Here is a 13,308-nt window from a genome sequence, read left to right as displayed (position 1 = left end):
ATCAAAATGGACGTAGCTATAGTATTAAAAATTACTGCATGACCCGCCAAGAACCATCTGCTTGCCGACAGGCCTTGCCATAAATCTCTTGACTCTTTCCACCAATGATAGCACGTGTAGTATATTCACGGCACGGTTGTTGGTTATTTGAGTAATATGTCCTTGTTGTTTTAACAGTATATCTATTACCGCTATCTGGATTTCTCCAAGTTACAGGTCTACCAGTTGGTGCAGTTTCTAGCGCTCTTTGCATCTCTAAGCGATCTAGTCTGTCCATAGTGCGACCTATATTACCACCAAGGTAAGCACCAAGTAATGCGCCACCAGCCGCTGCAGCTACTTTGCCTGAACCACCACCAAATTGACTACCAACTAGGCCGCCAACGACTCCACCTGTCAACGAGCCAACTCCTTCATTATTTATAGGAGCACAGCTTGATAACAAAACGGATGTAGCAAGTGTTGCTAATAGTATTTTTTTCATGCAATTTCACCTGTATAACGTTTGAAATCGGTTGGTATTCTATCATCAAGGTTATATATTATCCATAATTCATTTAATTTTATTCTGATGTACTCGCGGTGATAATTGACAAAGCAATTCATATGGAATGGTATTAGCCGATTTTGCAATGGTTTCTACTAATATATTTTTACCCCAAAGCTCAACTAAGTCCCCAATTTTGATATTAAAACAATCAGTTAGATCAACTGCTAACATATCCATTGATACACGACCCACAATTGGCGCAAGAGAGCCATTAATCCAAACAGGTGTATTAGGACTAATGTGGCGAGGGAAGCCATCACCGTAACCTGCAGCAACAATACCAATAATTGAAGGTCTTTTTGTTTGCCATGTTGCTCCATAACCAATTGCTACACCTGCTGGATAATGATGAAGTGCACTGATGGCCGAAATAAAACTTAAAACTGGCTTTAAGCCTAAGTCTTTTGATGTAAGACTGGCGAAAGGCGAAACCCCATATAACATAATTCCAGGGCGAACCATATCTGCTTGTGCCTTCTCCAGCGCAATAATGGCTGCTGAATTTGCAATACTAGTAATAAATTGACCTTCAGGTAACTTAAGCTCACGATAACTATTTAACTGGGCTTGATTAGCAGGATTATCTGGCTCATCTGCGCAAGCTAGATGAGTCATTAAACCAATTTCAGAGTCTACCCACGAGCAACTTTGTAAGGATTTAATAATGTCATATACTTGTTCTGGCGCAAACCCTAATCGGTGCATCCCAGTATCTACTTTTACCCAAACCTTAATTTTTGCTATGAGTGGATTATCTAATAACCATTGTAATTGATAAGGCTGGTGCAACACATACTGTAATCTATACTGACTAACCTTAGTTAATTCGTCGGCACTAAAGACACCCTGAAATAAGATACATTCACTATCTACTCCCAGGTTTCGAATGGCAATAGCCTCTTCAAGGCATGCAACGCCAAATGCATACACCTGATCTCTTAATACAGGGACGACTGATTCTAAGCCACATCCATAGGCATTGGCTTTAACCATAGCAATTATTTTCTTACCAGGGGCATAATCTTTAACACGAGTTAAGTTATGTAATAAAGCTGCCTTATCAAATTGGACATAAGTTGGCCTTGTCACAAGTAATTACTCCTGATAACCATTAAAAGCCAAATCTTCAAAACGTGTATATTTCCCTAAAAATGCTACTTTAACTCGACCAATTGGACCATTACGTTGTTTTGCAATTATAATTTCCGCAATACCCTTTTCAGGACTATCCTCATTATAGACTTCATCTCGATAGATAAAGCAAATCACATCCGCATCCTGCTCTATCGCGCCAGATTCGCGTAAGTCAGACATAACAGGACGTTTATCATGACGCTGTTCTAAGCTCCGATTTAGCTGGGATAAGGCAACAACAGGAACTTTAAGTTCTTTAGCAAGCGATTTTAAGCTGCGTGAAATTTCTGAAATTTCTGCCGTGCGATTCTCAGCCTTAAACCCTGGTACTTTCATAAGCTGAAGGTAATCCACCACGACAAGTCCTAATTGACCATATTCCTTAGCTACTCTTCTAGCTCGTGCTCGCATTTCTGCTGGACTTAAACCAGGTGTATCATCCATAAAAAGAGGAGCTTCCGAAAGCATATGTACTGCAGATGTTACACGTGGCCAATCATCATCCGTTAACTTTCCAGTACGAAGTCGATGTTGATCAATACGTCCTAACGAGGACATCATACGCATGGCTAAAGAATCCGATGGCATTTCCATTGAGAAAACTAGTACAGGTTTACCTCCACGTATAGCTGCATGTTCAGCCATATTCATAACTAGCGTTGTTTTACCCATTGAAGGTCGCCCTGCTACAATAATCAAGTCTGAAGGCTGCAATCCTGACGTTAATTCATCTAGGTCAGTCAGACCTGTTGCTAAGCCGGTGATAGCATCACCGTTATGATAAAGGGCATCTATTTTCTCCACTGCTCTTACTAAAATAGACTTAATGCTTTCTGGTCCACCATCACCACCTGTTTGCTCAGCAATAGCAAACACTTTAGTTTCAGCAAGATCAAGTAACTCAGCGACTTCCCGACCTGCTGGATTATAGGCTGCATCAGCAATATCACCGGCAACACCAATTAATTGGCGTTGTACTGATTTTTCACGAACAATATCTGCGTAAGCTGAAATATTAGCAACACTAGGTGTATTATTAGCTAGTTCAAATAAGTAAGTCTCACCACCAGCTTGATCAAGTTCATCACTTGTTTTTAGGGTATTAAGTAAGGTAACGACGTCAAAAGGCTGACCTTTGCGTGCTAATTCAACAATAGCGCGAAAAAGAGTTCTATGTTCAGTACGATAAAAATCAGCTTCACATAATTTAGTACTCACCTTATCCCAAGCTTGGTTATCAAGCATAAGTCCGCCAATAATGGACTGCTCTGCTTCCGCAGAATGGGGAGGTCGTTTTAAGGGATCTATTGATTGCTTATTATTTTTTCGTGCTAATGCTTCAGCCATAATGTTCTAATGTAATTGATAAGTTAATCTAAACCACTTTATTTAAGTATTAAATGAACTTTGCGCTAAAAAACTTCAAACTATCTATTAAATAAAATATGAAAGCCATTTAATAAAACTTATAGCACGTGGCAAGTGCTTTCGATTTTAGTCATCTATACTTTGTATCCTACATTGCTTCAATAATTACGCTTTGCCTAAGCATAAGAAGAAACACACGGTACGACTATTGTAATGCTGAAAAGAAAAAAGACACACTCTTTGTGTGTCTTTTTTTAAATTATTTAAATAACTAGTTTCATCTAACCCAAACTTGCGTACGACCCAATGCAGAAAGACCTACATAACCACGTACATATAGTCTATTACCTTGAACAGTAATTTTAGCACGATATACTTTTCCTGTTTTAGGATCTAAAATCTGGCCACCATCCCAAACACCGTTACCTTTATCTTTTAAGCCCCACAAGAAAGTCAAGCCCACAATAGGTTTATTTCTAAAGCCACCTGGGCAGTTCTTGCATACACCAGTATCACCAGGTTGTGAGAAAACCTTAACAATAGATCCGTTTAAAGTACCACCTGAAGTTGATAACCTAACAATGGCTCTTTTCTGCCCAGTTTTATCATCAATTGTTGTCCATGTTCCAGCTGGGGATGGAGCAGCAATTGCAAGCGGCATAACTAATGCCATTAATATAACCGCAACAAACGATTTCCATTGGCTCATTTTCATTCTCCGTAATAGGTTTCCTTAAAAAGGATAAGCTAGTAATTGTCTCTTTGCAAATTTAAAATGAATCAAAATTCATTTAATGATTATTACATTTTAAAAGGAATTAAATTTAATCAAAAGGGGCAAAAAATTGATCAATATCTTCTTCAGTTAATGCACTTAATCCATTAAGATTTTCTGTTAAAATGCCTTCAAAAAGTTGTTTCTTCTTATTTTGAATAGTTACTATGACTTCTTCTACTGTACCTAAAGTAATTAACTTATAAACAAAAACAGTATTTCTTTGCCCGATTCGATGACTTCTATCAGTTGCCTGATTTTCTACTGATGGATTCCACCAGGGATCATAATGAATAACGGTATCAGCTTGAGTCAAATTTAAACCCGTTCCACCTGCTTTAAGACTAATTAAAAAGATAGGCGTATTACCCTCCTGAAATTTATTAACTAAATGCAAGCGGTTCTTTGTTTGCCCAGTCAGTTTAAGATAATCATAGGAACAATTAATTAACTTTTCTTCAATAAGCTTTAACATAGATGTAAATTGAGAAAATATTAAAATACGTCTGTTTTCAGCCACTAAATTATCTACTAAAGTCATAAGCGCTTCTAATTTTGCTGAACTATGATAAGCAATTTCTGCTCCGGGTACTGAAAGTAGCCTTGGATCACAACAAACTTGACGTAACTTAAGTAAGGCATCTAACACAACAATATGGCTTCTTTTTAGTCCCAATTGTGCAATAGCTGAGCGAACTCGTTGTTGCATACTTATGCGAATAGCTTCATAAAGATCTCTTTGCTCACCAAATAATTCAACTTTATGGGTTGTTTCAATTTTTTCAGGCAGCTCTTGTGCAACTTGATTTTTTGTTCTACGCAGCATGAAGGGACGAATACGCTTCATCAATAGCTCAGCACGTTGTTGATCGGATTGCTTTTCAATGGGCCACTTAAAAAATTTACGAAATTGTTTTATATCCCCGAGTAAGCCAGGCATCAAAAAATGAAAAAGTGACCAAAGTTCACCTAAATGATTTTCAAGGGGCGTACCTGATAAACATAACCGATAAGAAGCTTGAATCTGTAAAATAATTTGTGTCACTTTTGCACGATTATTTTTAATAAACTGTGCTTCATCAAGAATAAAATAATAAAAATTTTCTTTAACAAACTTATCTTTATCACGTTGAATTAGGCTATAAGTTGAAATAATAAGATCATAATCAGCAAAATTTTGCTGTCTATTACTTCCATGAAAAATTAACACCTTTAATCCAGGCGTGAAACGTTTAGCTTCCTCGCTCCAGTTTGTAATCACACTCGTTGGTGCAATAATTAGTGAAGGTTGGGTCATACGGCCCTGTTCTTTTTCAAGTTGTAAATGCGCCAGGGTTTGAATAGTTTTTCCTAGCCCCATATCGTCGGCTAAAATACCACCAAACTTGCCCCTACGTAGTGATTGCAGCCAAGATAAACCATGGAATTGGTAATCTCTAAGCGTTGCTTTCAAGTTACTAGGTACAGTCATTGTCTCTAAAAAATCATTTTGGATAAGTTTTTTTAGTTGCTGATAAACCTCATTATCATTTTGCCAACGTAATGATACTGCAGACATTGCTTGTTCTGCTTCATACATTAACATAAGCTGATAGCGTGTTATTTTTAGTTCATCTTTATCAGTTGTGATAGCACTATGGTATTGCAATAAAAAGCGCAAAAGAGGTTTAAGGCGGCCTAAAGGAACCTGAAGGTAATTTTTATTAGATAAAGATAAGAAGATTTTTTTATCATCCTCAAGTTCATCTAAATCAATATTTTTTAGCTTAGGTAACAACTTAGCAACAAGAGGAATAATACTCACCGGCTTACCTTCAATTAAAATACCTAAATTGTAAGAAAAGAAATGATGTTGCTGTTCATCAACTTTAGAAAACCATTCTAGCGAATCAATATTCATCGCTTCTGCAAAAATGATTTGATTATAATGCACTAACCAACCTTTACTTTTAAATAAAGATACCATTTCATTATATAATTTTGGCAAATCAGAGGCATAAATATTATTTTTAAATAGGCGTAAATTTTTAAATTCTTCGCTTATAGTCAATGTTTTAAAACTTAAATAACGATCTAAGATTATTTGAAAATCGGCTAATGTTTGCTGCTCTAAATTTAAGTCTCTTTTTACTTCCATTAAAAGAGAATCAGTTTCGTAAAATAAGCTAAGAAAATCTTCCTGTCCGGTAATTTGTATACCGGCGTAATCATAAACAAGCTGACATGTTACACGGTAATCTTTTAACTCATATTCATTAAGTACACTTAAAGTATTAGATATTACTTCCTGAGCATCTAAAATAATAATTGGTTTAGGTTTTAAATTTTTAACTATTCTATTTTCATAAATAGTGGGCCTAGGTAATTTTTCATTCATTTCAGCTATTTTTGTAGCAAAAGAAGGCGCCTCACTTAACTTAATAAGCGGTAAATTAAAAAGCCATTTTAAATGCTCAATTTGATTATCTTGTTCGACTATACCAAAAGTTTGATCGGACTTATCATAGTACCAAAGCTTATCTAAAAAGAGAGGTTTTAAAGCATCTTCTTTTTTTCCCATAATTAATTGTTGTGTCCCATCAACATTTAAATGCCAATGCATTTGCACAGAATCTTTATTAAAAATAAGCAAGCTATTAGTTTGCTCTAACAAATAAGCTCTTTGAGTTAATAAGATTTTTTCTAATAAAAAGCTAGTATGAACAATTAAGCGATCAAACCAACCTTGAATATTATTTCTTAAAGCTAACGTGGTGATTATTTCATCATCAATTAGTGTAAAGTATTGTTTGCGAGCTGGCGCAAGTGAATGAAAAATAGTTTTTTTATTTAAATTAGGTCGCTTTAGCCATTGAGATAAAGCTAAATTAACTCTAATCTTGTCATTAGAAGTTAAGTCAAACAGGTAAACAATTTCATATGTATTATCTTTTTGCAAAGTAGGCGTAAGTTTCCTTTCTAAAGAGCCTGTACCGGCAGGAAAATTATTATTTTGAATATCAATATTTTCTTTTACTTTTAAAGCAAAAAGACTAGCTGCTGCGTGTTGGCAATTCTTTTTAGCTGGGCAATTACAGCAAGCAGGTTGTTTTGGCCATGCTCTCAAATCAATATAAACATTATAAATATGCGATGATGTATCTTTAACTCGCGCTTTAAGCAAACCCTCACTTAAACGAATATTAAGTACAAATCCTTTCTTTTCGTATTCCAAACCCTGCATTAATACGGAAGATGAGAAAATATCGGCCATCCGTGATAATGCTTCTTTCAACATAATTTACGTCACATAAAGGTAAACAGATCATTATAATAAAATAGTAAGAATTTTAAAATTAAATAGAACCTATTTAGAAATAATTAGATTTATTTATCCAAGCTTATTTAAATTTTTCGATATAAGCGTTTTTAAAATAGCAGTAAGTATTTTTCTTGACAACCAAAGTTAATTTGTTGGCTATCTACTGGTTAAGTGTAGTACTTCCTATTTAATCTTGCCGACTATTGGCTTTTACTTATTAATTTAAGGTAAAAGAATATTATCTTCATTTGAAAATATAGAATGTTTTACTTGCGCAAGTTTAAAACAAGTTATATTGTTCAAAATAAGATTTAATATATTAGGTTATCCTAGCTTTTTATGACTATGAATCAAGAATTAAAAGTATTAATGGCACAAATTAATACCACTGTTGCTGCAATTGATGCTAATGCCGGTAGAGTTATTGACACTATTATTCGTTATCAAAATGAGCATGACATCATTGTTTTCCCTGAGCTTGTTATTTCGGGCTATCCAGCTGAAGATTTACTTTTAAGACCTGAGTTCCATGATCAAATTGCACAAGCCTTGGAAAAAGTCGCAAGTGTGGTAGGAGACTGCTACGTCATTATTGGCCATCCCACCAAACAAGACGATAGGTGTTTTAATTCAGCCAGTATCTATTGCAATGGTGTCAAAATTACTACCTATCATAAGCAAGCATTACCTAATTATGGGGTATTTGACGAACTTCGTTATTTTATCTCTGGCCAGCATAACCCGTGTATTTTATCTATTAAAGGTTATCAAGTAGGTGTTTGCATCTGTGAAGATATCTGGCTTAAGCAACCTGTAAATGACTTAATAGCCGCCGGTGCTGATACGATTGTTTGTTTAAATGCATCGCCCTTTGAATATAATAAATATCTACTACGAGAAAACTTAGTTCGTGAACATACTCAAAAAGGCATATCATTTATTTATGTTAATGCAGTTGGTGGTCAGGATGAATTGGTTTTTGATGGTCAATCATTTGCGATAGATAAGACAGGAAAAATTAGCGCTCGCGCAGCAGCATTTCAAGAACAATTTTCAACAGTTACACTGCATGGAAATAAGTTAAACGGAAAGATAACACCTTTGCTTGAATTAAATGCATTAATTTATAATGCACTGATTTGCGGCACTAGAGATTATATTGAAAAAAATAACTTTTCTAGTGTAATTTTAGGGCTTTCAGGCGGTATTGACTCCGCCTTAACTCTAGCGATTGCTGTTGATGCTTTAGGGCCTGATCGGGTGCAAGCTATTATGATGCCTTCTCGCTATACAGCAGAAATGAGTATTGTTGATGCTAAACAACAAATTAATGCGTTAGCAATTAAAAGTGAGCTTTTAACCATTGAACCCGTATTTAAAAGTATTTTAACAACACTTGAGCCAGTATTTGTAGGCTTTTCCCCCGATATTACCGAAGAAAATATTCAAGCACGCATTCGCGGCCTATTTTTAATGGCTTTATCAAATAAAAAAGGCTATCTTGTACTAACAACCAGTAATAAAAGCGAAACAGCAGTTGGCTATGCTACCTTATACGGTGATATGGCTGGTGGTTTTGCAGTATTAAAGGATGTTTTAAAAACTCAAGTTTATGCCCTAGCCCGTTATCGGAATCAGTTATCACCTGTAATACCAGAGCGAGTTATTAACCGCGCCCCTTCAGCTGAGCTAGCCACAAATCAAACCGATCAGGACAGCTTACCTGATTATCCAACGCTTGATAAAATCATTACAGCCTATATGGAGAATAATCTTGACACTCAAGCATTAATTGCCAAAGGATATGATATAGAAATGGTTGAGAAAGTCATTCGTCTTATAAGAAGAAATGAATATAAACGTCGTCAAGCAGCGCCGGGTATTAAAATAAGCTCACGTGCGTTTGGTCGTGATTGGCGTTTTCCAATTACATCAGGTTTTAAATAACGCTGTGCATTTGAAAGACATAGTGGGAATGTAACCCGGGTGTAAAGTAATAACCGGGTTTCGATCCTGCGGATCTATACTTAGGCTAAACTCCCTACACTTATTATTACTGCTCTTTCAACCATGTAATTATTCATATTGAGGTAGGGTAATTGCATTCGAAACTGTTTTTATCATAGCTAAGATTCGGTTGGAGCGTTCTTCTGCAATTTCCTTGGAAACTTCATCCTCGACAAGAAATGACTTACTCACCCAAGCACCAAATTCTTGATTAGCTTCAACAAAAGAACGTAGTAGCGCATTATAACGAGTAAAAGCTTGCTTATAATTGCCAGTAGCGGCTTTTAATTCTCCTGCTAGAATATAGGCCCCAACGAATGCCAAATTATTACCTTGACCAGATAATGGAGAAGGACAATAACCTGCATCACCGACAAGTGCTACTCGACCTTTGGTCCAACTATTCATTTTTACTTGTGTAATAGCATCAAAATAAAAATCATCGCTTTCTGACATTCGTTTTAAAATATTTTGTGTTTCCCAGCCAAAATCTTGAAAAGTATCACAAAGAAATTGCTTTTGTTCATGTTCATCACGAATATCTCGCAAGATATGCTGAGAGCGGAACATAAAACCAACTCTTGCTACTTCAGGATTATTATCACTATTGATTGATAGTAATTTATGATTAGCCTCACATTCTAGATCCATATGACTTAACTTAAGATAATTTGGAATAGTAAATGTACTGAGATATGAACCAAGATGGATTAAATGATATTCGTTTTTATTAAAAATCATACGCCTTGTAGCAGAGTGAATACCATCGGCAGCGATCACTATGTCATAATTTTCAATCTTACCATCCTTAAAATTGACGGTAATGTTATTAGCATTCTGCTGCAGACTAATAATAGATTGATTGAAGTAACAAGGTATATCAGCGATTGTTTTCATCAGGATTTCTACTAAATCACCACGAAGAATTTCAACTTCGTCATCTTGCCTAAATCCAAATTTCTCACCCTGTTCTTCATGTAGCACTTTGCCAGTCGCATCTACAAAGCGACCGCATTCTATGCGTGTGCGCATAGTACATATTTGATCATAAATACCCATTTCTCTAGCGATATGGGTCGCTATACCTCGGACATCCAGTGCTTGACCACCTTTTCTAATAGAAGCAGATTTTTCAATCAAGACAGGAGAAAAACCAAATCTTTTTAACCAATAGCAAATTGCAGGACCAGCTATACCAGCGCCAATGACGAGAATTTTGAAATTTTTAGACATTGCTAATTACCTTACTAAATATACTTTACTTTTTTAAATTTATCCCATCATTTGATATCTTAACTCAAAAAGTAATGTTGCAAATAATAGCAAAAGATCACAATAGATTTAAAGAATTTTAGCTCAATAAACTAACTTGCTCTTAATTTAAAGCTATATAATTCTCACTATCTTCTCTAAGATAAAAGTTTTATAAATAAAATAAATTAATTGATTTTTATTAAGCGGTATAGATTAAATGCACCAAGAGCCCGTAGCTCTTCAATTTATAATGACTAATTTCGTCAATCTTATTGCCATGTTTATATTTAGTTTCAGCTACTTCGGAAGATAAAGAAGCAGTTTTTATATTGAGATTCAGGCGCCTTTAATCACCTTAGAGTATCAATAGCTAAAAAGCTATTTTTAGAGATACGTTTATCTTCAAAAATAATTAATTCTACATTAAATAATTAAAAATCATTAACTATCTATTAATCCTTTTTTTTCAATCATATTACTTAAAGTTATATTCATTATTGCCGGGACTTCTGATGCAGGAATTGGGGGACTATAGAGGAAACCTTGTATCTCATCACAACCCTGGCTCTTTAAAAAATTTAACTGCTCGCGTGTTTCCACCCCTTCCGCAACAGTAGATAAATTTAAATTTTTTCCCATAGCAATAATGGCTTTAATTATTGATATACAATTTGAAGCTGAACAGTTAAGAATAAACGATTTATCAATTTTTATTTTATCAATGGAGAAATCTTTAAGGTAAGCAAAACTCGAATAGCCTGTACCAAAGTCGTCTATTGAAATTTCTACTCCTATTTTTCTTAGTTGATTCAATGTCGCTGAGATGGTTTGTTGATTAGACATTAAGGTACTCTCAGTTAATTCTATAGTTAAATATTTTGGTTCGAGATTTGCCTCTTCCAAGATATGCTCTAATGTACTGAAAAACGTTTGTTTACTTATTTGGATACCTGACACATTTACCGCTACCTGCACAGATTTAAGGCCTGCTTTTTGCCATATTTTAGCTTGCTTACAGGCTTCTTTTAATACCCACTCCCCTATATGTATAATTAATCCATTTTCTTCTGCTAAGGGAATAAACTCTCTAGGAGAAATATTACCCATTTTAGGATGATTCCACCGCAAGAGCACTTCAAGAGAGCAAATTTGCTCGTTACTTAAATCGATAATAGGTTGATAAACGAGAGAAAATTGCTTTCTTTCAATAGCGAAGTGTAATTGATTTAAAAGTGTCATACGTCTTTTAGAGCCTATTCGTAATTCTTTTCTATAAACTTCATAAGAATTTCGGCCCTGTTTTTTGGCCCAATACATTGCTATATCAGCATTTTTTAAAAGATTTGATGGATCTTTACCATGTTTAGGATAGATACTTATCCCCATGCTTACTGTAATAATAACGTTATTTATTCCAATTTTAACTGGATTTAGCAGACAAGCATGCATCTTTTGCACTAAATCGACTATTTCTTCTGGGTTTTGGATTAAACAGAAAACAACAAATTCATCACCACCGAAGCGAAAAACAGTATCTGTTTCTCGTAAGCAAAGTACTAATCTTTTGGCGACTTGACGCAACAATATATCCCCTGCATCATGGCCTAAATTATCATTTATTGATTTAAAATTATCGAGATCTATAAATAAGATTGCCAAATTGAGCTTAAATCTTTTTGCATATTTTATCTCTTGATGCAACTTTCTGGTTAACTGTGAGCGGTTTGGTAACCCGGTCAAAGTATCATGCATTGCTTGAAATATTATTTGCTCTTCCATTTTCCTACGGTCGGTTACTTCATGAAAAGTCCATACTCGACCAAGGATCTTACCTTCTAAGATAAGAGGTTTCCCATAGCGCTCAAAAATTTTACCATCTAAAAAACTTAATTCATCAAAACTATCTAAGTTTGGATATGTCGCAAAGTAGTTGAGTCGATTAAGAAACTCCTCGGGATCTTTAAGCTGTTTAATGGCTTCAGCTACAGCTTCATCATCACTGTGTGAGTCAACAAATTCGCGGTTAAGTTTCCAAATATCTAGAAACCGTTGATTATAGTATTCTAATTTTTTATTTGAGTTTACAACAAGTATTCCATCATTAGTTGATTCTAAAATAGCTTTTGTTGCTACAAGGGAATTTTTAAGTTCTTCCGATTTCTTCTTAACTTTATCATTCTGAAAGAACAAAGCTAAAAGGAGAGTGTGACTATTGTACGCGATACTAAGCATAACTCCTATGTAAAGTAAGCTCATCAAACTTAGTAAATAATAAAGATCCCCTTGAAGGAAAAACCAAATACTTAATGGCAAAAAGGACAAAATTAAAAAAAATGTATAAACGATAAAAATAGGTGAATATAAGTTATTTGCCGCTGCAGTTACTCCAAATATAATCATTATTCCAATAAATTGATAAATAGTTTCCCTGTCCGGAAGAATAAAAATACTAACAGAGCCCCAGCCAATTGCTGAAAAAAAGACGCCTAGGCAAAATAGATTTAGCCAGAAATAATAAGATTTTTTCTCTTTATTTTTTTGATAAATTATAAGTAAAAGTGCTCGACTTATTCCTGGAAATAAATACATAAATAAAAGCCAATAAATAAGTGTGGGATGATGACTTATATTCCATAGAGCCACAACTAAACCTGTCGCTACTAAACCTTCCGATAACAATATAAATTTAGTTAACTGTTTATAAAGTATCTGAATTTGCTCCTTACGAACTTTTTTAACAAAGTATTTTGGATAAATATAATCTATAAGTAAAAAAAGCTTATCCATAATCTTTTTTTTCATAAGCAAAATCTTCCATAAGCTAAATAATTAATATTATTAGCAAGGGTTAATTAAGAATTTATAGCGCTACGTACTTTCATTAGTAAAATTATAGATTAAATATCTAGTCCACTTAAG

At 34.7% G+C, this 13,308-nt stretch carries 8 protein-coding genes; 1 reads left to right on the top strand and 7 read right to left on the bottom strand.

All coding sequences use genetic code 11. The features are described from left to right. Positions 1-31: 31 nt before the first annotated feature. The 5 genes from DYH30_RS06345 to DYH30_RS06325 form a co-directional block, all read right to left on the bottom strand. A complete protein-coding gene (locus DYH30_RS06345; RefSeq protein ID WP_115330841.1) occupies positions 32-484 on the bottom strand; it encodes an RT0821/Lpp0805 family surface protein in 453 nt (150 codons plus the stop codon). Between the two features lie 69 nt (positions 485-553). Next, positions 554-1,639 carry an alanine racemase gene (alr, locus tag DYH30_RS06340; RefSeq protein WP_115330840.1) on the bottom strand — a complete coding sequence of 362 codons (1,086 nt, stop codon included), beginning with the start codon at positions 1,637-1,639 and terminating at the stop codon, positions 554-556. A gap of 6 nt (positions 1,640-1,645) precedes the next feature. After that, positions 1,646-3,031, bottom strand: coding sequence for a replicative DNA helicase (gene dnaB, locus DYH30_RS06335; protein WP_115330839.1), 1,386 nt, complete (start codon positions 3,029-3,031; stop codon positions 1,646-1,648). 298 nt (positions 3,032-3,329) lie between these two features. Continuing rightward, positions 3,330-3,761, bottom strand: a complete 432-nt coding sequence (locus DYH30_RS06330) for a DUF2147 domain-containing protein (RefSeq protein ID WP_115330838.1) — start codon at positions 3,759-3,761, stop codon at positions 3,330-3,332. 115 nt (positions 3,762-3,876) lie between these two features. After that, positions 3,877-7,104, bottom strand: a complete 3,228-nt coding sequence (locus DYH30_RS06325; RefSeq protein ID WP_115330837.1) for a DEAD/DEAH box helicase — start codon at positions 7,102-7,104, stop codon at positions 3,877-3,879. Positions 7,105-7,473: 369 nt separating this feature from the next. Here DYH30_RS06325 and DYH30_RS06320 point away from each other — a divergent pair, with 369 nt between their 5' ends. Then, the gene (locus DYH30_RS06320; RefSeq protein ID WP_115330836.1) at positions 7,474-9,075 is read left to right on the top strand and encodes an NAD+ synthase; all 1,602 of its coding nucleotides are present in this window, start codon (positions 7,474-7,476) and stop codon (positions 9,073-9,075) included. Positions 9,076-9,204: 129 nt separating this feature from the next. On the opposite strand, the gene DYH30_RS06315 is transcribed toward DYH30_RS06320, so the two are convergent. Next, positions 9,205-10,368, bottom strand: a complete 1,164-nt coding sequence (locus tag DYH30_RS06315) for a tetracycline destructase (protein ID WP_115330835.1) — start codon at positions 10,366-10,368, stop codon at positions 9,205-9,207. A 462-nt stretch (positions 10,369-10,830) separates the two neighbouring features. Then, a complete protein-coding gene (locus DYH30_RS06310; RefSeq protein ID WP_115330834.1) occupies positions 10,831-13,191 on the bottom strand; it encodes an EAL domain-containing protein in 2,361 nt (786 codons plus the stop codon). Positions 13,192-13,308 lie beyond the last annotated feature (117 nt).

Source organism: Legionella busanensis, from assembly GCF_900461525.1.
In the GTDB taxonomy this organism is placed as follows: Bacteria; Pseudomonadota; Gammaproteobacteria; order Legionellales; family Legionellaceae; genus Legionella_C; species Legionella_C busanensis.
The sequence above is the reverse complement of the archived record's forward strand: the minus strand, read 5'-3'. Positions and strand labels throughout refer to the sequence as shown.

What these genes read in the sequence shown, in the direction of transcription:
- DYH30_RS06345 (WP_115330841.1), bottom strand. Translation starts at nt 484, where the DNA reads ATGAAAAAAATACTATTAGCAACACTTGCTACATCCGTTTTGTTATCA.
- dnaB (WP_115330839.1), bottom strand. Translation starts at nt 3,031, where the DNA reads ATGGCTGAAGCATTAGCACGAAAAAATAATAAGCAATCAATAGATCCC.
- DYH30_RS06330 (WP_115330838.1), bottom strand. Translation starts at nt 3,761, where the DNA reads ATGAGCCAATGGAAATCGTTTGTTGCGGTTATATTAATGGCATTAGTT.
- DYH30_RS06320 (WP_115330836.1), top strand. Translation starts at nt 7,474, where the DNA reads ATGAATCAAGAATTAAAAGTATTAATGGCACAAATTAATACCACTGTT.
- DYH30_RS06310 (WP_115330834.1), bottom strand. Translation starts at nt 13,191, where the DNA reads ATGAAAAAAAAGATTATGGATAAGCTTTTTTTACTTATAGATTATATT.
- DYH30_RS06315 (WP_115330835.1), bottom strand. Translation starts at nt 10,368, where the DNA reads ATGTCTAAAAATTTCAAAATTCTCGTCATTGGCGCTGGTATAGCTGGT.
- DYH30_RS06325 (WP_115330837.1), bottom strand. Translation starts at nt 7,104, where the DNA reads ATGTTGAAAGAAGCATTATCACGGATGGCCGATATTTTCTCATCTTCC.